The 25,497-nt window shown below is 38.3% G+C and carries 20 protein-coding genes; 15 read left to right on the forward strand and 5 right to left on the reverse strand.

The window, feature by feature from the left end:
* From HNP36_RS02085 to HNP36_RS02105, 5 genes are all read left to right on the forward strand, one after another.
* Positions 1-771 (forward strand): TIGR02757 family protein, encoded by a 771-nt coding sequence (locus HNP36_RS02085; protein WP_184161007.1) that lies wholly within the window; start codon positions 1-3, stop codon positions 769-771.
* A gap of 15 nt (positions 772-786) precedes the next feature.
* On the forward strand, positions 787-1,338 hold the full coding sequence (locus HNP36_RS02090; RefSeq protein WP_184161004.1) for a DUF1003 domain-containing protein: 552 nt from the start codon (positions 787-789) through the stop codon (positions 1,336-1,338).
* Positions 1,339-1,568: 230 nt separating this feature from the next.
* Positions 1,569-3,932, forward strand: a complete 2,364-nt coding sequence (locus HNP36_RS02095) for a choice-of-anchor L domain-containing protein (protein ID WP_184161001.1) — start codon at positions 1,569-1,571, stop codon at positions 3,930-3,932.
* Positions 3,933-4,101: 169 nt separating this feature from the next.
* Positions 4,102-7,695 (forward strand): choice-of-anchor L domain-containing protein, encoded by a 3,594-nt coding sequence (locus HNP36_RS02100; RefSeq protein WP_184160998.1) that lies wholly within the window; start codon positions 4,102-4,104, stop codon positions 7,693-7,695.
* A 108-nt stretch (positions 7,696-7,803) separates the two neighbouring features.
* The gene (locus tag HNP36_RS02105) at positions 7,804-10,182 is read left to right on the forward strand and encodes a choice-of-anchor L domain-containing protein (protein ID WP_184160994.1); all 2,379 of its coding nucleotides are present in this window, start codon (positions 7,804-7,806) and stop codon (positions 10,180-10,182) included.
* A gap of 65 nt (positions 10,183-10,247) precedes the next feature.
* On the opposite strand, the gene rsmA is transcribed toward HNP36_RS02105, so the two are convergent.
* Positions 10,248-11,018 (reverse strand): 16S rRNA (adenine(1518)-N(6)/adenine(1519)-N(6))-dimethyltransferase RsmA, encoded by a 771-nt coding sequence (gene rsmA, locus HNP36_RS02110; RefSeq protein ID WP_184160991.1) that lies wholly within the window; start codon positions 11,016-11,018, stop codon positions 10,248-10,250.
* Positions 11,019-11,109: 91 nt separating this feature from the next.
* On the opposite strand from rsmA, the gene HNP36_RS02115 reads away from it, so the two are divergent.
* From HNP36_RS02115 to rluF, 7 genes are all read left to right on the forward strand, one after another.
* Complete coding sequence (locus HNP36_RS02115) at positions 11,110-12,009, forward strand: cell division protein FtsX (protein ID WP_184160988.1); 900 nt, start codon at positions 11,110-11,112, stop codon at positions 12,007-12,009.
* A 2-nt stretch (positions 12,010-12,011) separates the two neighbouring features.
* Entirely contained in the window at positions 12,012-12,308 is a 297-nt protein-coding gene (locus HNP36_RS02120) for a DUF3098 domain-containing protein (RefSeq protein WP_184160984.1), read from the forward strand.
* A gap of 98 nt (positions 12,309-12,406) precedes the next feature.
* Entirely contained in the window at positions 12,407-13,225 is an 819-nt protein-coding gene (locus HNP36_RS02125) for an undecaprenyl-diphosphate phosphatase (protein WP_184160981.1), read from the forward strand.
* Positions 13,226-13,229: 4 nt separating this feature from the next.
* Positions 13,230-13,679: a hypothetical protein gene (locus tag HNP36_RS02130; protein ID WP_184160978.1), complete on the forward strand. Its 450-nt coding sequence runs from the start codon at positions 13,230-13,232 to the stop codon at positions 13,677-13,679.
* The gene (truB, locus tag HNP36_RS02135) at positions 13,679-14,377 is read left to right on the forward strand and encodes a tRNA pseudouridine(55) synthase TruB (RefSeq protein WP_184160975.1); all 699 of its coding nucleotides are present in this window, start codon (positions 13,679-13,681) and stop codon (positions 14,375-14,377) included. The genes HNP36_RS02130 and truB overlap by 1 nt, the downstream gene beginning before the upstream one ends.
* Positions 14,378-14,457: 80 nt before the next feature.
* The gene (locus HNP36_RS02140; RefSeq protein ID WP_184160972.1) at positions 14,458-14,952 is read left to right on the forward strand and encodes a hypothetical protein; all 495 of its coding nucleotides are present in this window, start codon (positions 14,458-14,460) and stop codon (positions 14,950-14,952) included.
* Positions 14,952-15,674 (forward strand): 23S rRNA pseudouridine(2604) synthase RluF, encoded by a 723-nt coding sequence (gene rluF, locus HNP36_RS02145; protein WP_184160969.1) that lies wholly within the window; start codon positions 14,952-14,954, stop codon positions 15,672-15,674. The genes HNP36_RS02140 and rluF overlap by 1 nt, the downstream gene beginning before the upstream one ends.
* 262 nt (positions 15,675-15,936) lie before the next feature.
* Here the strand turns inward: rluF and HNP36_RS02150 are convergent, their stop codons facing one another.
* Complete coding sequence (locus HNP36_RS02150) at positions 15,937-17,211, reverse strand: ComEA family DNA-binding protein (RefSeq protein WP_184160966.1); 1,275 nt, start codon at positions 17,209-17,211, stop codon at positions 15,937-15,939.
* Between the two features lie 378 nt (positions 17,212-17,589).
* Positions 17,590-17,934, reverse strand: coding sequence for a MerR family transcriptional regulator (locus HNP36_RS02155; protein ID WP_099766499.1), 345 nt, complete (start codon positions 17,932-17,934; stop codon positions 17,590-17,592).
* A gap of 173 nt (positions 17,935-18,107) precedes the next feature.
* Here HNP36_RS02155 and HNP36_RS02160 point away from each other — a divergent pair, with 173 nt between their 5' ends.
* The gene (locus tag HNP36_RS02160) at positions 18,108-18,989 is read left to right on the forward strand and encodes an AraC family transcriptional regulator (protein ID WP_184160963.1); all 882 of its coding nucleotides are present in this window, start codon (positions 18,108-18,110) and stop codon (positions 18,987-18,989) included.
* A gap of 184 nt (positions 18,990-19,173) precedes the next feature.
* On the opposite strand, the gene ccoG is transcribed toward HNP36_RS02160, so the two are convergent.
* Positions 19,174-20,616: a cytochrome c oxidase accessory protein CcoG gene (gene ccoG / locus HNP36_RS02165; RefSeq protein ID WP_184160960.1), complete on the reverse strand. Its 1,443-nt coding sequence runs from the start codon at positions 20,614-20,616 to the stop codon at positions 19,174-19,176.
* Between the two features lie 269 nt (positions 20,617-20,885).
* Here ccoG and HNP36_RS02170 point away from each other — a divergent pair, with 269 nt between their 5' ends.
* Positions 20,886-21,779 carry an SMP-30/gluconolactonase/LRE family protein gene (locus HNP36_RS02170; protein ID WP_184160958.1) on the forward strand — a complete coding sequence of 298 codons (894 nt, stop codon included), beginning with the start codon at positions 20,886-20,888 and terminating at the stop codon, positions 21,777-21,779.
* Between the two features lie 97 nt (positions 21,780-21,876).
* On the opposite strand, the gene HNP36_RS02175 is transcribed toward HNP36_RS02170, so the two are convergent.
* Positions 21,877-23,184, reverse strand: coding sequence for a DEAD/DEAH box helicase (locus HNP36_RS02175; protein WP_184160955.1), 1,308 nt, complete (start codon positions 23,182-23,184; stop codon positions 21,877-21,879).
* A gap of 356 nt (positions 23,185-23,540) precedes the next feature.
* Between HNP36_RS02175 and rpsA the strand changes: the two genes are divergently transcribed.
* A complete protein-coding gene (rpsA, locus tag HNP36_RS02180; protein ID WP_184160952.1) occupies positions 23,541-25,331 on the forward strand; it encodes a 30S ribosomal protein S1 in 1,791 nt (596 codons plus the stop codon).
* The last annotated feature ends 166 nt before the right edge of the window (positions 25,332-25,497 follow it).

Raw genomic sequence — 25,497 nt, forward strand, 5'->3', positions numbered from 1 at the left:
ATGCTTAATTTTGAAGAACTGAAAAGCTTTCTGAATGAAAAGGCAGACCAATACAACAGTCCTGATTTCATTGAGGATGATCCCATACAGATCCCGCACCATTTTACCTTAAAGCAGGATATAGAAATTGCCGGTTTTCTGACTGCAACCATTTCATGGGGAAACCGGAAGTCAATCATCAGGTCTGCAGATAAGATGCTTGATATCATGGGAAATTCTCCCTACGATTTCGTATTGAATTATTCTGAAAAAGATCTAGAAATCCTTCACGACAAAAGTATTCACAGAACTTTTAACGGCCAGGATTTTGCTTATTTCATCAGGCAGTTCAATAAAATCTATAAAGAAAATCAAAGCCTGGAAAATTTATTTTTAGTAAAAGACCAGGAGGCTGATTTTCAGCATGCCATTGAAAGATTCAGAAGCAGTTTTCTGGGATCAGAGAAACACAGAAGCCATAAACACGTCAGTTCACCTTATAAAAACTCTTCCTCCAAAAGAATCATTATGTTTCTCCGGTGGATGGTGCGCAAGGATAAACGTGGCGTAGATTTTGGTATCTGGGAAAATATAAATCAGAAAAACCTCTCAATTCCGTTAGATGTACATACGGGAAACATTTCAAGAAAACTGGGTCTGGTTTCCAGAACACAGAACGATTGGAAGACAGTGGAGGAGCTGGATACAGCCATCAGAAAATTTGATGAAAATGATCCGGCTAAATATGATTTTGCATTATTCGGGCTTGGAGTAACCAAAGAACTCTTATAATTAATATAGGAAAGGATGAAAAAAGAAAAAGAAAAAACAGAAGTGTTGGAAAGAATTGCAAACGGGATCACCTGGTGGGTCGGTTCTATTCCGTCGCTTATCGTTCATACCCTGTTTTTTATCACGTCATTTCTTTTGCCGATGCTCAACATCGTTGAGTTTGACAAGATGCTTCTGATCCTTACAACAGTAGTTTCACTGGAAGCTATTTATCTGGCTATTTTTATTCAGATGTCCGTTAATAAAAGTCACGAAAAAATTGAAGATATCCAGGAAGATATTGAGGAGATCAGTGAGGATATTGAAGACATTCAGGAAGATATCGAGGAAATCAGTGAAGACATAGAAGAAATCAGTGAGGATATTGAAGAGATCAATGAAGATATTGAAGATATTCAGGAAGATATTGAAGAAATTAACGAAGATGAAGATGATGAAGACCATAATGAAAGAGCAAAGAATGTAATGCTGAAAAGCAATGTAAGCTCCAATAAAAATGAAATCAAGGCCCTGAAAGACATCATCAGCCAGCTGAAAACAGAAATAGAACAGCTGAAAAACGAGTAATAAATAGAAGTCATAAAGAATAATTTTTCCTTACAATAAAAGCAGACCTGTACAAAAAAGGCCTGCTTTTTTAATAAATTCTAAATTCAAAATCAAATCCTATTAATTTTGTAGAATATATAATTGTAAAACATATTTATTATGAATGTATATAGTGAATTATTTATATGTGCCGGAAATAAGATGGTTTTTACTAATATTTTTGCTACATTTGAACAAACAATTATAAAATGTTAGGTTATAGATTAAACAAATACTTTTTATTTCTGGTATTACTGTTTACTTCTGCAGCAGTATTTTCCCAGAACGTCAGGAAAAAATCACCACCCAAAAAAGCTACTCCGGCAACCATGAAAGCAGGCGCATTCATAGATGTGAATGTACCGACTTATCCTCAGTCTGCCTATACCATTGAGCAGCTTGTGAAAAACGTACTGATCTCCGGAGGATCTGTATGTGCGGCTCCTAATGTAAGTAACGTAACGGTATCTCCCAATCAGCTGGCAACAGATACAGAAAGAGCCTGGGGGTATTTCAATAAGGGCACAACCAATTTTCCTTTCACGGACGGGATAGTATTGGTCGCTGGTAAAGCAAGAAGGGCCGGAAACGGATACGAAGGGACTAATCCCCTTTCAGATGAGGTTCCGAATTCCGGTATTAACGATCCTGATCTTGTAGCAGCAGTCAATCCTCCCGTTACCCTTAAAGATGTTGTTGCAGTTGAATTTGATTTCGTTCCGAACAGCAACCAGGTGAAATTCAATTATTTATTTGCATCGGAAGAATATACAAGCGGATTCCCATGTGGTGATTTTGCCGACAGCTTTGCGCTTCTTCTTAAAAAAGTAGGTGATCCAACCTATACCAATCTGGCGATACTTCCCGGGGGTGCAGGACCTGTAAGTGTTACCAACATTATTCCACATGGAGTAGGATGTGATGGAGAAACCGTTAACGAACAGTACTTCGGTGGATTGAATACATCAAATATTGAAACCAATTTTATAGGAAGAACAGTTCCCCTTACAGCAGTTGCAACAGTTGTTCCCGGTCAGGCATACCACTTCAAGCTTGTTCTTGCAGATGCTTTGGACCAGCGTTACGATTCTGCTGTATTTCTGCAGGGAGGATCATTTGATATCGGGATGACCATCGTTGATGGTAACGGAAACCCTCTCGGAGAATCAATCAATATGTGTGATAATACACCACAGGTCCTAAAAGCACAGGTAAGCACCGTTCCCGGAATGACCTACAAATGGTACAAAAACGGAGTATTGATCCCTAATGCAACTAGCGTTACATATATAGCTACCTCACCGGGAGTATATGAAGTAAAAACGTTTGTAGGCGGAACAGAATGCCAGAAAGCAAGTATTACCATTGTAGGCGGCACTTCGCCCACAGCCCAGAATGCAATATTGAAGCTCTGCGCTACACCTGCACTCAGCACTTTTAATTTAGAAAATTCAAAACCACAGATCAGTACAACACCGGGAGCTGTATTCCGTTTTTATGTCAATCAGACAGATGCACAGGCTCAAAACAACAATTATATTACAAACCTTACAAACTATAACGGGACCGATGGACAGGTTATATACGTAGTAGTTTCCAATGGTGCATTCTGCAGTAAAATGGTGACTTTAACTTTAAAAAGAGAAGAAACACCTGTTGCACAGCTTAATGCTCCAAGGCTGAGAATCTGTGAAGGAGAATCTTTGATATTAACAGCTTCAGGCGGTGTAACCTACCAATGGGGAGATATTTCTTCTACCGGAGGCGTAAGAACCGTAAGCCCAACCCATACAACCACTTATACAGTATACGCTATCGGTGCGCAGGGGTGTAGATCTTTACAACCCGCTACCATTACAATTGATGTAGTTCCTGCTATCGTATCCTCACTGAAAGGAGGACAGATTTGTGAAGGAGATATGATCCTTTTAGATGCCGGATCCGGACCGGGCTACACTTATGAATGGAGTACAGGAGAAACCACCCAGGCAATTACCGTAGGAACTCCGGGTGAGTATACAGTGATAATCAGTAACGGTGTATGTTCCAAAGTATTTACAACCCAGGTAATCCGTGCCATAATCCCTGAAATCATAAAGGTTGATTATAGCGAAAACGGAACGATGATTCTTACAGCAAGTAATCCTAGTGGCGGTACATTGGAATATTCTGTAGACAACGGCTTTACATGGCAGGCCTCTAATGTATTCTCCAATGTTCCTAAAAACACAGTAATATCCATCCGTGTCAAAGTGAAGGATACCAGTTGTGTAGGATTCCTGGAATACTTTACATTTGTTATGAAAAATGTAATTACTCCAAACGGGGACAATGTAAACGATATCATTGATTTCAGTGGAGTAAGCAGTTACAAAGACTTTCAGGGTTTTGTTTTTGACCGTTATGGAAGAGAAGTATTCAAGGCGGGAAGAACCAGACCGTATTGGGATGGTTATTTCCAGGGTAAACGTTTGCCTACTGCATCTTACTGGTATCAGGTAATTTATCAGGATCCTGCCAGCAAACAGCCTGCTGTGAAAACAGGATGGATCCTTCTTAAAAACTTAGAATAATCTTTTAATAAATACAAAAAAGGCTGGCATTTTGTCAGCCTTTTTTATTATATTCAAATAAACCAAATTTATATTGCAGAATAAATAAACTTGTGTTCATGATAATGTAAATTGCGTTAAATTGAAATTCAATCAAAAAAAATAGTATTTTTGTTTAAAATACTATAAAATGTTAAATAGGAGGATTGAAAATTTATTTTTGGCGTTATTTTTTGCATTGGTCGGCAACTTTGTTTTTGCTCAAAACACAGACAGAGCAGCGATCCCTGCAAAAAAAGCTAATGCAACCTCTATGAAGGCAGGTGTTTTTATAGATGTAAATACACCCAATTATCCGGAATCTAATTTCAGCATTACACAGCTGGTAAAAGAAGTCCTTATTTCCGGAGGTGCCTGTTCCACATCCAATGTAAGCAACGTTACTGTTTCCCCTAATTTATCAATAAGTGATCCTACCAGAAGCTGGGGATTCTTTAATAAAGGTACCACAGCCTTTCCATTTGCAAAAGGGATTGTTCTTTCAACAGGATTCGCTGCAAAAGCAGGGAATAATTATCAGGGAACTTTAAATGACGGGTTAAATACTTTTGGAGATACAGACCTGGCCACAGCTTTAGGAATTAATAATGGTGAATTGAGAGATGCCACCTATATAGAATTCGATTTTGTACCGGCTTCTACAGAAATTACATTCAGATATTTATTTGCATCTAAAGAATATGCGCCGGGGTTTCAGTTTGCATGTACCAAATCAGACGGGTTTGCTTTGCTGTTAAAAAAAGTAACGGATCCTACCTATACTAATCTGGCAGTGCTTCCCGGAGGAGCTGGGCCGGTGAGTGTAACGAACATTCACCCAACGATTCCCAACGGCTGCGGGGCTGTTAATGCCGCTTATTTTGCAGGGATAAATAACCCGGTTATCGAAACCAATTTTGACGGGCGTACCATTCCTTTAACTGCAAAAGCTACTGTAACTCCCGGGGTTACCTATCATTTTAAAATGGTTTTGGCAGATTTTAGTGACAGAAATTATGATTCAGCAGTATTTCTGGAGGCAGGATCTTTCGACATCGGTGTGAAAATCCTTGATCCTGCAGGAGTTCAGCTTCCTGATACTGTAAATATGTGTGACAATGCTCCTCAGACGTTTACAGCTTCCGTACAGGCTCCTAACGTAACTTATCAGTGGTTTTTAAATAATAATCCTATTCCTGGTCAAACAGGACCTAGTTATACGGCTACACAGCCCGGAGTATACAGTGTTCAGGTTTTTATCCAGGGGAATACATGTCCTGGTACAGGAACCATTACCGTTGTGGGAGGAACTTCGCCTACAGTGCAGAATGCCACTTTAACAGCCTGTTATGCTGCCGGAAATGCCACATTTAATTTACCTTCAGCACAGCCTTCCATAAGTACAACGCCCGGTGCAACGTTTGCCTACTATTTTAATCAGGCGGATGCACTTGCCGGAAATGCCAATACTATTCCCAGCCCTGCAACTTATTCAAGTCCAGGGGGACAAACAGTATATGTTCTTGTAAAAAACGGATTCTGTTCCAAAGTCGCTGAATTGCAGCTTGTAAAAGCCCCTCAGATGACTGCATCCATTTTGCCGCCGGCAGTATTGACCTGTGTGAGTTCACAGACAACCTTAGACGCTTCGGCTTCTGTTTATCCTACAGGATCTACTTTTAACTGGACAACTACGGGAGGAAATATTGTGTCAGGAGGAACTACCTTAACTCCGGTTATCAATGCTCCGGGGACCTATACTTTAACCATATCAAAAACTTATCAGCCGGGAAGTGTAATCTGTACCGCTGTCGCCAGCGTTACAGTTACAGGAGACAGTGCTCCGCCTGTTACTGGACTTACGGCAAGCAAAATACAGATATGCAACGGTGAATCCGTAACATTAACAGCATCGGGAGGTGCTACCTATAACTGGACAGGGCTTCCCGGAACAGGAAACACCCAAACAGTATCCCCTACAACTACTACTACCTATACAGTAACTGCTGTAGGAGCCAACGGATGTGTATCTCAAAACCCTGCTACAATTACTATTGAAGTTTCGCAGCCTATTACAGTGCAGAATGCTGTATTACATAAATGCTATGCGCCAGGGCTTACTTATGACCTGACAACCGCCCAAAGCCAGATTACTTCTGCAGGTGGCGGAGTTACCTTCACATATTATATCAATCAGGCGGATGCTCTTGCCGGAAATGGCAATTTTATTGCAACACCTACCTCTTATTCACCTCCGGGGAGCCAGACCATATATGTATTGGTGAAAAACGGAGGATGTCATTATGTGGTTTCCCTTCAGTTACTGAGAACCCCTGAAACAACACTTACGATAGCAGCACCGCAGCAGATTACCTGTACTACACCTCAGACGACATTAAATGCCTCGGCATCTGTAGTGCCTGCCGGATCTACTATTACATGGACAGCAACAGGAGGAGGCAATATAGTATCAGGAGCAAATACCCTTACTCCTGTAGTGAATGCAGGAGGAACCTATACCCTTACGGTTACCAATGTATCCCAGCCTGGAAATTTAAGCTGTACTTATACGGCAACTGTTACAGTAACACAAAATACAACATTGCCAACTGCCGGTGTAGTATCCTCTCAACCTAGAATATGTTTGGGGGAATCGGTTACATTGACAGCCTCAGGTGGTGTTACTTATAATTGGGTTGGACTTCCCGGAAATGGAAATACTCAGGTAGTTTCACCAACTTTAACTACAGTATATACGGTATATGCAGTGGCAGCCAATGGTTGTGTTTCTGCAACTCCTGCAACAGTAACTGTTGTGGTTGGGCCGCCAATTGCGGGTATATCTGCCTCTAAAACAAAAATATGCGCCGGGGAATCTGTTACCCTTACAGCTACCGGAGGAATTACCTATAACTGGGTTGGGCTTCCCGGAAACGGAAATACCCAGGTGGTTTCCCCAACGGTTACTACAACTTATTCTGTATATGCATTGGGAGGTAACGGCTGTAGCTCTATAAATCCTGCGACCGTAATAATAGAAGTGGTTCCGGCAATTGTGTCCACATTGCAGGACGTATATGTATGCGCCGGAGATACAGGGATTTTGGATGCCGGTGCAGGTCCCAACTATACATATTTATGGAGTACAGGTGCAACTACACAAACATTATCCACCAATGTTCCCGGAACCTATACAGTTACCATCAGTAATGGTGTTTGCTCAAAAGTATTTAGCGGAAGCCTATTCAATCCGGATCTGCCTAAATTTACTAATATAGTATATGATAAACATGTGCTTACCCTTACAGCAAGTAATCCTTCAGGAGGTGTTCTGGAATATTCTATAGACGGAGGTACAACCTGGCAGACATCCAATACGTTCTATAATGTTTTGGATAATACAAACTATCACCTGATGGTAAGGGTAGTAGATGCAAAATGTGGTACATCACTAGATTATTTCACATTTGTGATCAGTAATGCCATCACTCCTAATATGGATGGAGTAAATGATACCATAGATTTCTCCGGAATCAGTGGATATAATAATTTTACAGCATCAATTTTTGACAGGTATGGTGCAGAGCTTTTCAGGGCAACCAAAACCGATGCTGTCTGGAGAGGTACTTTAAAAGGACTGAATCTGGCCACAGGTACCTATTGGTATAAAGTACAATGGGAAAATCCAGCCAGTAAAAAGCTCGAACAGCGCTCAGGCTGGATATTGCTAAAAAATAGAAACTAATAGATAAACCTTCCATATTTGGAAGGTTTATTTTTTTTATATTAAAAAAAATATAAAAAATAGGGTATATATTTAGAAAAAAATTAAATTTGTTAAAACAAAAGTATTATGCGAAGAAATCTACTATTCCTTTTATTTTTCTTAGTCGTTTCGACATTTTTATACTCACAAACAGACGGGCCCCGTAAGCCTCCAAAAAATCAACCTTCAGGATCAGCTAATCAAAAAGCAGGAGCGTTTATAGATGTAAATGCAGCAGGATATGCAGAATCCACCTATTCAATTACACAGCTGGTAAAAGACGTCCTGATCTCATCAGGAACAAATACCTGTGTAACCCCTACTGTGTCCAATGTAAAAATTACACCCAATCACGCAGTAACAAATGCTGACAGATCCTGGGGATACTTCCATAAGGGAACTACCAATTTTCCGTTCAAGGACGGGATTGTACTTTCTACAGGAAAAGCCAGAAGAGCAGGTAACGGAGCAGAAGGAAACCTGAGTGATAATAACGGTGGAGGAACAGATTCCGACCTGGCACAGGCCATCGGATCTACCGGAACCCTGACTGATGGCGTTCTTCTGGAATTTGACTTTGTTCCTACTACCTCACAAATAAAATTTAATTATATCCTGGCATCCGAAGAATATTCCGGCTCATTTCCATGCCAGTATGCAGATGCCTTTGCTATTTTGCTTAGGCCGACATCGGGAGGAGCCTATCAGAATATGGCCATACTTCCGGGCGGTGCCGGTCCTGTAAGCATTACCAATATCCACCCGCTGATTCCCGGAGCTGGTGGTTGTGCAGCAATTAACGAACAGTATTTCGGAGGATATAATACCACCAGTATTGAAACGAATTTTGAAGGAAGAACCATTCCTCTTACTGCAACCGCAACCGTAATGGCAGGACAGGAATATCACTTTAAAATGGTGGTTGCAGATTATGCACCGGGAAGCTTTGAAGACCACGGCTGGGATTCTGCTGTATTCCTGGAAGGAGGATCATTCAATATTGGTGTAGAGCTTTTAGACCCTAGCGGTGCTACTTTACCTTCTGATATTAATGTATGTGATAATGTACCACAGCTGATTACCGCCTCAGTAAGCGACCCTAACTTATTATACCAATGGTACCTGAATGGAACTCCAATAACGGGTGCTACTACAAATACTATTTCGGCAGTACAGCCGGGAACATATACCATTGAAGTAAGCGTTCCCGGAAATCCATGTCCGGGCAGAGCTACTATACAGATTCATGGGGGAACTACTCCGGAAGCACAGGATGCCACACTTCTGTTATGTTCTACGCCGGATATTACCACTTTTGATCTGACGAATGCTATGCCGACAATAAGTCCGACACCGTCAGCTGTATTTAAATTCTATGTAAACCAGGCTGATGCAATAGCTCAGAATGATAGCTATATTCAGAATATTTTAAATTATAATGGTACAGACGGACAGATCCTGTATGTGGTAGTGTCAAACGGCGGATTCTGCAGCAAAATGATAGAATTGACTTTACAAAAAGAAACCACGCCTAAAGCAGGTATCAAATCTTCCAGAATCAAAGTGTGTCCGGGAGAATCAGTAACCCTGACAGCTGAAGGAGGTGTAACTTATCAATGGGTTAACTTCCCGGGTACCGGAAATACACAAGCCGTAACTTTATATCAGACTACAACATTTTCTGTCTATGCAGTGGGGGCAAAAGGATGCCGTTCTTTAAATCCTGCTACTATAACCGTAGAAGTTACACCGGAAATTACTTCTCCTTTAAAAGACATAGAAATGTGTATAGGTGACCGAATTACTTTAGATGCAGGTGCGGGCCCTAACTATAAATATTTATGGAGTACCGGAGCTACAACACAGACTATTATTGCTGACAGTTGGGGTATTTATACCGTAGAGATAGATAACGGATTCTGTAAAAAGATCTTCACGGCTAAAGTAGGAGGTGCAGCTACACCTTACGTTACAGCAGTGAATTATGAAAGTGCCAAAAAAACAGTGACAATTATTGCAGAGAATCCTATGATGAATAACACTCCAAGTACTTTGGAATATTCTATAGACAACGGAATCACATGGCAGCAGTCCAATGTTTTTACCAATCTTTTAGACAATACCAATTATACAGTGGTGATCAGGAGAGTAGGAACTCACTGCGTTGGAACATTTGATTTCTATACGCTGCAGATCAACAATATCATTACACCTAATAACGATGGCATTAATGATGTACTGGATCTTAAAGCACTGACTGATTTTAAAAATTTCACAGGATCTGTTTTTGACAGATATGGGGTGGAAATGTTCAGATTCTCTAAAGAAAAACCAGTCTGGGACGGAACAGTGGGAGGTAAAAAACTTTCTACAGCGACTTACTGGTATAAGTTCAATTTTGAATATCCTAAATCAAAAGTTCAGATGAACTGGTCCGGTTGGATCATGCTTAAGAACCGAGAATAAGATAAAAGCATACAGAAAAAGCCTTTCAAGAAAACTTGAAAGGCTTTTTTATTTTGAAATGAATTTTATTGATTTTGTTTCCAGAGATTGGCAAAGCCGATGAAATCCAGGACACTCAGTTCTTCCGCCCTTTTGTCTAAAAATTCATGGGTCTTTAAAGCTTCAGGAATATTAAGTATTTTCAGAGAGTTGGAAAGCTTTTTTCTTCTCTGGTTGAATCCGGCTTTTACAATCTGCTTAAAAAGAACTTCATTGCCGGCCAGACCTTCTTTAGGATTTCTTGTCAGCCTGATAACCCCTGATTTTACTTTCGGAGGCGGATTAAATACATTCTCATGAACAGTGAACATATAATGCACATCATAATATGCCTGTATCAGAACGGAGAGGATACCGTAATCTTTAGTTCTGGGTACTGCTGCTGTTCTTTCTGCAACTTCTTTCTGGAACATCCCCACCATTTCAGGAATTTGTCCATAATAATCCACCATTTTAAAAAGAATCTGGGAAGAAATGTTATAAGGGAAATTACCGATGATGGCAATCTGTTCTCCATTAATAAAATTAAAATCCTGTTTCAGGAAATCCCCCACAAAAGTATTTTCTGTGATTTTAGGATAATTGTTTTTCAGGTATTCAATAGATTCGGTATCAATCTCTGCCAGATAAACAGTCTGATCTTTTTCAAACAGGTATTTGGTAAGAACGCCCATCCCGGGACCTACTTCCATGACGTTTTTATAGCCTTCAAAATTAAGACCTTCCACGATTTTTCTCGCGATATTTTCATCTGTCAGAAAGTGCTGCCCAAGATGTTTTTTTGCTTTTACACTCAACGTTTTTTATGATTTTATTAACAATGATTTTCTTTATTTCGTCCCAAATTTCGGAAGATTTTTTCTATTTTAGCCAAAAATTTTAATATTAATGGCTAAATCTGTTGATGAGTTTAATAAGAAAAGGCTTCGGTCAAGCAATATTACAGTAGTAGTAAGTATCGCATTAGTGTTATTTTTGTTAGGATTAATGGGTCTTATTCTAATCAATGCCCAAAAGTATTCTGACTATATTAAAGAACAGCTGGTAGTGAATGCTTATTTTGATGAAAACTATGATGCAAAGGATTCTGTAAAGATTGCAAAACTGGAGGAAGAAACTTTTAAAAAGGTACAGACATTAGCTCCTGTAAAAAAAGCGACCTATATCTCCAGGGAGATGGCGGCTGTAGAAGCCAAAAAAACAATGGGCATAGACAGTGATGCGCTTTTTGAAGAAAATATTTTCCCTTCATCTATAGAAGTGGCTTTAAAACCTGAATATGTGGATCCTGCAAAAATTGACGGAGCCATCAAAGCACTGAAAGCCGTTCCGGGTATTGTAGACGTTAAGAATGACAGCAGCCTGATGGTAGATGTTTACAATAACCTGAGCAGAATTTTGAAATGGATATTAGGTTTTTCCGTTTTATTCCTGGTTTTGGCGGTTGTTTTAATCAACAATTCAATCCGTCTGAAGATATTCTCCAAAAGATTTATCATTAAAACCATGCAGCTGGTAGGGGCAAAAAGAAGGTTTATCCTTAAGCCGTTTATCATTGAGGCTGTTATTCTGGGTGCCATCGGTTCTGTGATCGGGCTTCTGGCATTGGGAGGTGTCTGGTATTATTTTACAAGCCAGATCGGTTCAGCTTTCGTGCAGGATAACAACCAATACTTCTGGCTGATTGTTCTCGTACTCGGTGTAGGAATTTTTATATCTGTTTTAAGTACCATTTTCGCTACATGGAGATTCTTAAAATCAAACGTTGACGATTTATATTACTCTTAATAATGAGCAAAAAAACAAATAAATTTGCCGCTTCAGATTTTGGCAAGGAAACCGAGGTAACACAGGAAAATACCTTTTATTTCGGGCAGCAGAACTTCAGGTGGATGCTGATAGGGCTGGCTTTTATCGTAGTAGGATTCCTGCTGATGATGGGGGCGGATGCTAACACGGTAGATGGTAAATTTGATCCCAATTCATGGAATGACGGTATTTTTTCCATCCGCAGGATCAGAATTGCACCACTGTTTATAGTGATAGGCTTTGCAATAGAAGTTTACGCTATTTTAAAAAGAAAATAATTATTACATTCTTTATTTAGAGATTAAGGGATTGAGGAGTTTGGAGATTTTCTGAATTTCAAAATCTTTTAATCTTTAAATTTTTATATACACAAAATATGGATTTAATTAAAGCAATCATTATTGCTATTATCGAAGGGCTTACAGAGTATCTTCCTATTTCTTCTACGGCGCATATGGGCTTTGCTGCCAATATTATGGGGTTGCAGGATGATGAATTTCTCAAAATGTTCCAGGTGTCTATTCAGTTTGGTGCTATTCTTTCTGTTGTAGTGGCTTACTGGAAAAAATTCTTTGATCTTAAAAATCTCCAGTTTTATTATAAACTTGCTTTTGCGGTTGTTCCTGCATTAGTTTTAGGCTATTTATTTGATGATAAAATTGAAGCCGTTCTCGGAAACCAGATTGCCATTTCTTCCGTATTGGTGCTGGGAGGAGTAGTTTTGCTTTTTGCGGACCAATGGTTCAAAAATCCTAAAATTGACGATGAGAAAGGAATTACGATAAGAAAAGCGGTCACAATAGGTTTCTGGCAATGCCTTGCTATGATGCCGGGAACCAGCCGTAGTGCTGCTTCGATCATTGGAGGGATGTCGCAGGGATTAACGAGAAAAGCAGCGGCAGAATTTTCTTTCTTTCTGGCAGTTCCAACGATGCTGGCAGTAACCGTATATTCCGTTTTCCTTAAAACATGGGGTAAAGAGACCGGACATCCGCAAAAAGGATATGAGATGATTATGGCATCCCAGGATCATATTCTGGTTTTTGTGATAGGAAATATTGTAGCATTTATTGTAGCGTTAATTGCCATTAAAGCATTCATCGGGGTACTGAACAAATACGGTTTCAAGCCGTGGGGCTGGTACCGTATCTTTGTAGGAATTGCCCTGTTGATTTATTTCTATTTCTTTAAATAAAAGTATGAAAAGTAATATTTTAAAGATATTGGCTTTTTCCGGTTTAATAGTTTCCTGTACGCCTGCCCATACACTGTTTGTAAAGAACGGCACAAAAGAGAGAATAGAGTTCTTCGTTGAGCTTAAAGACAAAAATACAGCCGAAGATCTGCTGATCTGTAAAGAACTTGTACCGGATGAAAAGCTGGACCATAAACCTTTCATGGAATATGACAAGGAAGGGAAATGCTACCGTCAAAAGATCACATCGGTGAGCAAAACAAGCTATAAATTTAATTTACCGGAAAATTATACAGTGAATATCACTCCAAATAATTCAGTATATCCTTTCCGGAATATATATTATTTCATGGGTGATAAAAAATGTTTTGTCAACGTAGAAAACGGCCCTGATTGTAAGCAGAAAGTCAATAAGTTACCAAGTCTGGTAAGTATCACGGAAATATTAGAATAATGACAGCCGAAGAACTGCAATCAGGATATGTATTTTTATTGGACAAACCTCTGGACTGGACCTCTTTCCAGGCTGTCAATAAAATGAAATATAAACTCAAAAGAGAGTTTAATCTTCCCAAGAAATTTAAAATAGGCCATGCCGGAACTTTAGACCCGAGAGCAACAGGTCTGCTGATTGTCTGCTGCGGAAAATTCACAAAGAAAATTCCCGAAATCCAGGATGCTCCCAAAGAATATTGGACAGAAATTAAAATAGGGATTCAGACAGAATCCTATGATACCGAAAAGCCGGAAATCCTTCATCAGGATATTACTCACGTTACCGAAGAGCAGATCAGGGAAACCCTTGAAAAATTCGTTGGCGAAATAGAACAGAAACCTCCGGTATATTCAGCAATAAAAATAGACGGACAGAGAGCTTATAACCTGGCGAGAGCAGGAGAGGAGGTAGAAATGAAGTCGAGAAAAACGACTGTTTTCTATATCAAAGATATTAAAATTGCTCTTCCTTTAGTCAGCTTTACAGTAGGATGCTCAAAAGGAACATATATCAGAAGCCTGGCTCACGATATCGGGCAGGAACTGGCAGTAGGAGCGTATCTTACACAGCTTAGGCGTACAAAAATCGGGGAATATACAATAGAAAATGCAACGTCTGACTTTTTAGAGAACGAATACAGATTTGAAGGTCTATGATAAAAAATTACCTCTTACTTTTAGGTTGTTTATTTTCAGTAATGTGTTTTTCACAGGAAACTGAAAATAAAAAAATTAAAATGGATTTTTACTTCAATCCGGCACTTAATGTAGGGTTTAATCTTCAGAACAGAGATAATCAGCTTACCGATTCACAATATATTGAACCCAAAAGAACCGGTAAAATCACCTATGGAATGACCGCAGTAGGAGGTTACAATTTTCTTCCTAACTTTGCACTCGGAACAGGATTTAAATACAGTTTTATAGAAGATAACTACCATCTGGTATACTGGATGATCCAGCCGAAGATTATATTCAGCCCGGGAGACCGTCCTTTTTATATTGATCTGAATTATGGAAAACAGCTTAATCATTCCGCCATTTCAGATTCTGAATTTTGGGGAGTCAGGCTTGGAATGATGGTTTCCTATTCCAAAAGACTCAGCCAGGAAGGAGGAATTATTTTCGAAGGATATCAGCTGAATGGAAAATCTAACGGCTTTTTTATCGGATTAAGTTATGGAATTACTGTTTTCAGTAATAAAAATTATACAGGTTACGGAGAAGACTAATGGAAAAAACGCGTATCAATAAATATTTATCAGAAGTAGGCTACTGTTCAAGAAGAGCTGCAGATAAACTTTTAGAGGAAGGAAGGATAACAATCAATGGGAAAGTTCCTGAAATGGGTACAAAAGTTTCTGATGAAGACCTTGTGGAAGTAGACGGGAAGCCCATCCGCGAACCTCAGGATAAACCCGTGTATATTGCCTTTAATAAACCTGTAGGAATTGTATGTACTACAGATACAAAACGTGAGAAAAACAATATTGTAGATTATATCAGCCACCCAAAAAGGATTTTCCCGATAGGAAGGCTTGATAAACCCAGTGAAGGCCTCATTTTGCTGACGAGTGATGGCGATATCGTAAACAAGATCCTCAGGGCAAGAAACAACCACGAAAAAGAATACATTGTTCGTGTAGACAAACCTATTTCTCCCAAATTCCTTGAAAAGATGAGGAATGGAGTTCCGATTCTGGACACAGTCACTAAAAAATGTGAAGTGGAAAAGATTGATGATATGACTTTCCGTATCGTTCTTACCCAGGGACTGAACAGGCAGATCCGCAGAATGTGCGAATTTCTCGGGTATGAAGTAAAAAAGCTGAAACGTATCCGCATCATGAACATCAAGCTGGATCTTCCGGTTGGAAAATGGCGCGATCTTACAGAAGAAGAATTCAATGCACTTAATACGCTGCTTGCAGATTCCAGTAAAACCGTAGATTAAATCGTTTCGGGTTTCGGGATACGTAGTTTAACCGGTTTTACCACTATCAACTGACTGATAAACCTGAATCCTGTAACCCGAAACACGCAACTTATAATTATTTGATATAAAGTTTCATCCTCACTTCATATTCAGGTTTTAGACTCCAGTAAAACCGTAGATTAAATCGTTTCGGGTTTCGGGATACGTAGTTTAACCGGTTTTACCACTATCAGTTGACTAATAAACCTGAATCCTGTAACCCGAAACCCGCAACTTATAATTATTTGATATAAAGTTTCATCCTTGCTTCATATTCAGGTTTCAGTTTCAGCATTTTCCAGATTTTTGCATCCGTAAAATTGCTTGTACGGTAAAAGACGATCTTATCAGCAGAATATTTAAAATAAGGATGGTTTTTGAGCCATTCTTCGGGAGCATCGGTCAGCGTATATTTAGCAACATTCGATGTATCGAGCTGGCACGTGGAGATCAGTTTCTGAACCATTTCCTTATCAATATTGTACGTATCCATAATTTGCTGTTTATTGACAAATCCACCCAGTTTTCTGCGAAATCCAATTATTGATCCTGCGCTTTTTTCATCCAGCCCGAATTCCAGAAGCTGCTTGAACGTGATGGTATTAAGATCCATCTTAGAAAAATCGGTTTCCTGTTTTTGAACTGTATTTGCAATTGCGCTGAGTTTAATATAAGGACTCAGCTCCTGGAATTTTTCCTGGGAAATAACAAAACATTTCTTGATATCTTCAAGTGATTTGAAACTTCCTCTAAGATTTCTGTCCCGGTAATTGACAATGGTACTGGCTTGTTTTTCAGAAAATCCCAAAGCTTTCCAGCCATTCAAATCTAATGTATTAGGATCAAATGGATGATATTGTATGCTGGATTTTATGGCATACTGGCCACCTGAGTTTCTGAAATTATCAGGCGTTTTTGCAGGAAGCAGTAAATAAGGTTCAAGTTTGCTGTAATTCTCTGAAGAAATAATAAAACATTCTCTGAATTTTTCCTTGCTCACAAAGCTTCCGCCCAGATAATTCCTATACTTTAAAATAGCTTCCGCCTGTTTTTCACTGAAGCCCATCGCTATCCATTCTGAAGCAGAAAGTCCATCCGGATTGAATTTTTTGGAAACATTGATTTCTTTTTTCTCCGTATTTCCGAATTTTTCAAAACGTTTGCTTTTCCCATTTTCAGGGAGCAGGATAAAAGACTCCAGTTCATTAAATTTCTCAGCAGAAATGGCATAGCATTTTTTGAGCTGTTCTTTTGAAGAAAACTGACCTCCTACAATTTTTTTATAATTAAGAATAGTGGAGACCTGTTTTTCTGAAAATCCTAAATTCCTCCATTGTTTTGCATCCAGATCATTGGGATTAAAATCATCCAGGTTTAGAGGGACAGTACTTGCCGTAATAAATTTTAGTTTGGGAAAATCTTCTTTTTCCCTGCTGGTGTACTTTTGAAAAGCAAACAGCACAATCAGCAGCATTCCCATGAATGCCAGTTTCCGGTAATAGTTTTTTCTCATCATAAGGTAAACTTATTCATAAAAATAAGTACGAAGCAATGGTGAAATACAAAAAGTATTGTTTTGTACAATAAATTCACTCAAATGATTTTTAAATTACACTTGTGTACATATTGTATAGAATTATTTGAAGAAATAGGGATAGGATTATTCTGTAAATGTCCTTAGAGTGATTTTTTAATATAGTACAATTATACTTATTGAGAGGAAAATCTTTATGTAAGTAAACAGAAATGAGTAGTATTATAAGATTGAAATGATTTTAATACAGAGCCTGTACGGGATTTTAACCACAGATTTCACGGATTTCCACAGATTTTTATGTTATACTTGTTGAATTATGAACAGCAAATCCGTGGTTAATAAAATAAAGATCTGAAATTATTCAGAATCTCTGTCTGCCAAAGAAGCCTTCAACTTCTGAAGTTCGGCTTTTATAAATTCAAGACGGTCAATGATGGTAACGGTTTCAGAAATTTTGCTGTTGGTGGTTAAAGCAATCCTTGCTCCATCCAGTGTATAGCCCTTTTCTTTTACCAGATGGTAGATCATCTGTAGATTTTTGATATCTTCAGGGGTAAAATAGCGGTTGCCCTTCTTATTTTTTTTAGGTTTAATAATAGGAAATTCCTGCTCCCAATAACGTATCAGTGAAGTATTTACATCAAAAGCTTTTGCAACTTCTCCTATGGAATAATACAGTTTGTCAGCTAAGTTTATCTTCATTTTACAAATCCTAAAAGCCAAAGATAAAAATTTTTTAAACTCGGATGCAAATATGCAAGGGTAAATATCTTTTCTGAAGGGTTTATATGAAGAGAAAAATTTTCATTGATATTTTTTACTGCTTGTATTTTTTCTCTTTTTACAGTACTTTTATACAATAACCTCGATCTGTAATGAACTTTATCTCCGTTCTTCATATGGAACTTTTCCAGTCCGGCAGGAATACGTCAGACTTTTATTTCAATACCATGAAAGAACATCTGGTTGTAGGCCATCAGCATATTGAGAAGCCGCACCGTCATGATTTTTATGCCGCTGTTCTTTTCACCAAAGGAAAAGGGATTCATGAGATTGATTTCCAGAGATATGATGTTTCAGAGGGAAGTCTTTTCTTTCTTTCCCCCGGACAGATTCACAGCTGGGAGCTTTCGGAAGATATTGACGGATATATTTTCTTTTGTTCACAGGAATTTTACGAGATGCACTATGTCAACCAGAAATTGAGGAACTTTCCGTTTTTCGGTTCCGTATCTTTTCCCAGAAAACTACAGCTCGATCCTGATGAGATGATAAAAAATACCGGCTTATTCCAGGATTTAGAGCGAGAATATCAGGCTCAGGATCTGATGAAAGAAGGATTTATTCTGTCCCTGATGTCCCAGATTTTCATAAATGCTACAAGGCTCTTTTCAAAAAATGTTGATATGCATTCCTCTTCCGCGAGCCTTTCTTATTTTAAACATTACCAGGATTTTGAAGATCTGATGGAACAGCATTTTACTACTCAGAAATCCATTTCCTATTATGCATCGCTGTTAGGAATCACTCCAAAACATCTCAACAGAATTATACAAACCGTTGTTCAGAAAACAGCAACTGATATCATCACGGAAAGAGTAGTGCTGGAGGCCAAAAGAATGCTGATGTACCTTGATGAAAGCCTCATAGAAATTGCATTCAGGCTGGGCTATGAAGAGTATTCCTACTTTGTAAGGGTATTTCGGAAAAGCTCCGGAATGACGCCTACTCAGTTTATGAGAAAATATAAAGCTTAAAGTTGATGGATGGGAGAGGGAAGCTGGAAGAGGTGATTAAAATTTAAGATAACAGATATATATCCCGTTTTCAATAGATGCATATCAATCCTGTATATTAAAATTTCTTACTTCAAATCTGACATCTGACATCTGATATCTGGCATCTAATATCTTGGTTCTTGGCTCTTAATTCTTGACCTTTCTACAACAACAGTTTAAACGGTCCCTCAAACGTCGTCTCAAACGAATCCAGCATTTCTCCTTTTTCATCAAAAACACCAATCACCATATTCTGCTTGGAAAACTTGATATCTTCTTCAGGAAAAGTGATATTGATGTTTCCTTTCATAATTTCATCACCCTTCAGGACAATTTTTTCATCACCGAAATAGGTAATCTCTGCATGAGCAGGGCTTATTACTTTAATGGTAAGGATCTTTTTCTCGTTCGATTTGTTTAAAAGAGTATAAATAAAAGTATTGGTGATCTTACCGTCTTTAATGAAGAATGTGGAACCTGCCGGTTTGATGAATTTGGCTTCCATAGATCCGCGGTCATGCATCAGAAATCCTAAAAACCCGATCAGCAGTGCCAAAAATATTGTAGTAGCCTTCATTCTTGATGTAAACCTGAAACTTTCCCGGTTTTCAATTTCAGCTTCCGTAGCATACCGGATCAGTCCTTTAGGTAAACCTACCTTATCCATAACTTCATCACAGGCATCTATGCAGGCTGTACAGTTTACACACTCCAGCTGCTGCCCGTTTCTGATATCAATGCCTGTAGGACAAACTACGACACACTGATGACAATCGATACAGTCTCCTTTGCCTGTAGCCTTTCTGTCTTCATTATTTCTCCATTTTGAACGGTTTTCCCCTCTTTTGAAATCATAGTAAACATTGATGGTCTGTTTGTCGATCAATACTCCCTGAAGCCTTCCGTACGGGCATACCAAAGTACAAACCTGCTCGCGGAGCCAGGCAAAAACAAAATAGAAGGTCATAGTGAAAAACAGCATCACAAGGAATTTTACGGAATTGGCTTCCGGTCCTTCGCTCATAATCCGGTATACTTCTTCATATCCTACAATGTACATGAACATGAAATGGGTGATGATTAATGATATAACTGCAAAAACGGACCATTTCAATATTCTTTTTCTTATTTTTTCAGCATTCCATTCCTGTCTGTCCAGTTTCATCTGCTTATTTCTGTCACCTTCTATCCAGTATTCTATTTTTCGGAATACCATTTCCATGAAAAGGGTTTGCGGACACAGCCACCCACAGAATATACGCCCGAAAACTACCGTAAACAGCATAACGAAAATCACAGAAGTTACTGCTCCCAATGCCAGGATAAAGAAATCCTGCAGGTAAAAAGGTTGTCCGAGGATGAAAAAACGTCTGTCAATCACATTGATCAGAAGAAAAGGATTGCCGTTGATCTTTACAAATGGAAGCCCGAAAAATACAGCCAGCATAAGATAGCTTGCATAATTCCTGTAGTTGGTATACTTTCCTTTTGGTTTTCGTGGGAAGACCCATTTACGCTTTCCCGTTTCATCCATGGTTCCCACTGAATTTCTGAACGTTTCATTTTCAATTCCTATAAATTTGTCGCTGCCTGATTCTGCACTCATTGCGGTACTTTTACTGAGTTAAAAAAAGTATGAAGGTGATATTCTGTAGCAGGATCAATGAATTTTTCAATCAGTTTAAAAAAAGAAAATAGCGTTGATCTTACTGTAGCAAAGGTCCGGATAAAACTATTTTTTAACTAACACCATCTGCTTCAAAAATAGGACAAAGAGGACATTCATTGTTTTGAAGTATATTGTATCAAAATGAATAAATAAGTTTGAATCTTATCCCTGATATTGTAACTTGCAGTCTTTAAAATAAATGAGGCATGAAAAAGACAGGCAAAATAGGTGTAATTGGTTTGGTTTTCGCATTGATAAACTGTCAATCAGTAAATTACAGCAAAATGTTTTATGGAGATGTACAGCCGGAAAAGGTTTCGGACCAGTTCAGTTTTACAGAAGGGCCGTCTTCCGATAAACAGGGAAATGTTTATTTTACGGATCAGCCTAATGACAAAATTTATTACTGGGACTGGAAAACGAATAAAATTATTGAGTTTTTAGGAAAAACAGGCCGTGCAAACGGAACTCATTTTGATAAGGACGGAAATCTCATTACCTGTTCTGATGATCAGGGAGAAATCTGGAAAATTTCAAAAGATAAAAAAGTGGAAGTAATCCTGAAAGGTTTTCAGGGAAAAAGGCTGAATGGGCCTAATGATGTATGGAATGATTCTTCCGGAGGAATGTATTTTACGGATCCTTTATATAAAAGAGATTACTGGGTAGATTTTAAACAGGAAATTCCTCATAAAAGCCTTTATTACAGAACTAAAGAAGGTCAAACTGTTAAACTGGACACCTTTGTACAGCCTAACGGGATTATTGGAAGCGAAATCTTTAAAAAACTTTATATTTCAGATATTGATGACGGAAAAACTTATGTGTATGATATTCTTGGAGAAGGGAAGTTGTCTGAAAAGAAACTCTTCTGCGAAATGGGCTCAGACGGTATGGCTCTGGACAAACATGGAAATCTTTATTTAACCGGAAAGGGAGTACATATTTTCAACCGCCACGGAAAGAAACTTTATCATATTCCTATTGAAGAAGACTGGACTTCGAATGTCACTTTTGGAGGGGAGAACAATGATATTCTCTTCATCACAGCCTCAAAATCTGTTTATACTTTACCGACTAAAGTAAGAGGAGTGAAGTAATCCTATTTTTTGTATATAAAGATTTAAAAAAGAAGAGAAGCCCGATTTGAACTTCTCTTCATATTCCTAAAAGCTTGAAATAGCTTAATGGTTCATATTAATAAGCAATTTCCATTTTCACTTTCTTACCTTTCAGCTTTTCAGTGCTTAACTTTTTTAAAACAGCAACTGTTTTATTTCTGGCAACTGCCACATAAGAAGTAGTATCCTTCACTTCAATAATGCCGATATCTTCTTTCTGCAGTTCCCCTTTTTTAATAAGATAACCTACAATATCTACCTTATTTACCTTATCTTTTTTCCCGGCACTGATGTAAATTGTCTGGAAAGGGGTTCTCTCCGGAACTTTATTGAAACCGGCTACACTTTCTTCCGGTGTGTTGCTTTTAATGAAAGGAAAGTTTTCATCTTCGGTCATAATCAGGTAGGCAAAACCTTTCGCGTTCATTCTTGCGGTACGGCCATTTCTGTGGATAAAAGCGTCTTCCTTCGGGGGAAGCTGGTAGTGAACAATAGATTCTACTTCGGGAACATCCAGGCCTCGTGAAGCAAGATCTGTGGTAATTAAGATCCTTGCAGAATCATTCCTGAATTTCAAAAGGGCACGTTCTCTCTCATCCTGTTCCATTCCTCCGTGGAAGGTTTCTCTGGCGATCCCTTTTTCTCTTAAAAGCTCGGAAATACGGTCTACAGCTTCACGGTGGTTACAGAAAATCAGTGTTCTTTTATTCCCGATCTTGCAGATTAAGTTAAATAAAGTATCCAGTTTTTCTTCTGGAATGGTCATTACTTTTCGCAATTGAATGTCCGGTTTTACTTCATTTAGTTTTAAGAAATTAATGATCTTCTCATCTTTTAATCCTGTAAATGCTGGAATTTCATCCATTGCTGTTGCTGAGGTTAAAATTCTCTGTGAAAGACCCTTTAATGTTCCGGTGATAAATTCCATGTCTTCATGAAAACCGAGTTCCAAAGCTTTGTCGAATTCATCCAGAACCAAAGTCTGAATGGTCTTAGGATCAAAATTATTATTCCTTAAATGATAAACCACACGTCCCGGAGTTCCGATCAGGACTGCCGGAGCTTCAATGAGATTATTGACCTCAATTTTTTTATCATGTCCGCCATAACATACAGACACTTTAAAATCTGTTCCCATTGATTTGAATACCTGCTCAATTTGCAAGGCTAATTCTCTTGCCGGAACTAAAATCAATGCCTGAATTCCTGAAACGTCCTTTTTGAGGTTTCGGAGGACAGGAAATAAGAAAGCAAGTGTTTTTCCCGAACCTGTAGGAGACAGCAAAACAACATCGGTATTATTTTCTGAGGTTTTATAAGTAGATTTCTGCATCTGATTCATATCCTGAATCTGCAGTTTTTGATAAATTGATTCTAATTCCATTTTGCAAAGGTAGTGAATTTAATAGGTTGCAGATCGTAGGTGGCAGGGATTGGGGATTAATTGGAAGCAAGGTTAAAAGTTTCAGGGTTTATCAGTATTTGTTTCAGTTCATTTAATTTTTTAATCCTTGAATTTTTCAATCTTTTAATGAATTTAAGACTGACATTCAGTAGTTTAAGAAATAATTGAGGGAACAGAAAAGCTTTGTTAATTTCAAATAAAATTCCTATCTTTGCACCCACTTTTGTGGCGAAAAGGTTTGAAGAGTAAATTACTTATAATTAATTACTTCCGTATTTTTTAATCCGCATTTATTCAGACCGTTAAAAAAGAAGGAATACAAATTTTATTAGAAAATGTCAAAAGAGACAAATTCAGCAGAGGTTTTATTAAACCAAAACGTAGCACCAGAACAATTTGATTGGGATTCATTCGAATCAGGTCTTGATGCAGATGCAAGAAAAGAAAAAAGCGATCTAGAAGAAATCTACAACGGATCTCTAAGCAGCCTTAACGATAACGATGTTATCATTGGTAAAGTTGTAAGATTAACTGACAAAGAAGCTATCGTTGACATCGATTTCAAATCTGAAGGTGTTATTTCTCTTAACGAATTCCGTTACAACCCAGGATTGAAAGTTGGTGATGATGTAGAAGTAATGGTTGACAGAAGAGAAGACAAAACTGGTCAATTACAATTATCTCACAGAAAAGCAAGAACGCTTAAAGCTTGGGATAGAGTAAACGAACTTCACGAAACTGGAGAAATCGTTAACGGTTTTGTTAAGTCTAGAACTAAAGGAGGTATGATCGTTGACGTACACGGAATCGAAGCATTCTTACCAGGTTCTCAGATTGATGTTAAGCCAATCAAAGATTACGATCAGTTCGTAGGTAAAACTATGGAATTCAAAGTTGTGAAAATCAACCCTGAGTTCAAAAACGTAGTAGTATCTCACAAAGCATTGATCGAAGCAGATATCGAAGGTCAGAAAAAAGAAATCATCGCTCAGCTTGAAAAAGGTCAGGTTCTTGAAGGTACTGTTAAGAATATTACTTCTTACGGTGTATTCATCGACTTAGGAGGTGTTGATGGATTGATCCACATTACAGACCTTTCTTGGTCTAGAGTGAACCACCCATCTGAAATCCTTGAAGACGGACAGACTGTAAAAGTTGTTATCCTTGATTTCGATGATGAGAAAACAAGAATCCAGTTAGGTATGAAGCAGCTAGAAGCTCATCCTTGGGATGCTCTTTCTGCTGACATGAAAGTTGGTGATAAAGTAAAAGGAAAAGTAGTAGTTCTTGCTGACTATGGTGCATTCGTAGAAATCGCTCCAGGTGTAGAAGGATTAATCCACGTTTCTGAAATGTCTTGGTCTACTCACTTAAGATCTGCAGGAGACTTCGTGAAGGTAGGTGATGAAGTAGAAGCTGAAGTATTAACACTAGACAGAGAAGAAAGAAAAATTTCTCTTGGTATCAAGCAGTTATCTAAAGATCCATGGGAAAACATCGAAGCTAAGTATCCGGTAGGATCTCAGCATGTAGGAACTGTAAGAAACTTCACTAACTTTGGTGTATTCGTAGAGTTGGAAGAAGGTATCGACGGATTAATCTACATCTCTGATCTTTCTTGGACTAAGAAAATCAAGCACCCGTCTGAATTCTGTGCAGTAGGTGATAAATTAAACGTTATCGTTCTTGAATTGGATATCCAGGCTAGAAGATTATCTCTAGGTCACAAGCAGTTAACTGAAAACCCTTGGGATAAATTCGAAACTAAATATGCTGAAGGTACTATCCACGCTGGTAAAGCTGTAGAAGTTCACGATAAAGGAGCTTCTGTACAGTTTGAAGACGTTGAAGTTGAAGCTTTCTGCCCGTCAAGATTGTTAGAGAAAGAAGATGGATCTAAAATCAAGAAAGGTGAAGAGGCTGATTTCAAAGTAATTGAATTCAACAAAGAATTCAAGAGAGTAGTAGTTTCTCATACAGGAATCTTCAGAGACGAAGAGAAGAAAAACATGAAAGAAGTTTCTTCTAGAAATGTGTCTTCTTCTTCAAACAATGAAGAAAGATCAACTCTTGGAGATATCGATGCATTAGCAGAATTGAAAAGAAAAATGGAAGAAGGTAAATAATCCTTGAACCATTTATAATATGAAGCCGCTCATTTGAGCGGCTTTTTTTATTAACTGTAATTTAAAAACTTTCCAACTAAAAACTATTCTGTGAAACAATGGGATAAATAATTCTTTACTCTTTAAGCAGAGTTTTTTATTGTAATAGCCTGTAGTAGCTTATTTG

Source organism: Chryseobacterium shigense, from assembly GCF_014207845.1.
Classification (GTDB): domain Bacteria; phylum Bacteroidota; class Bacteroidia; order Flavobacteriales; family Weeksellaceae; genus Chryseobacterium; species Chryseobacterium shigense_A.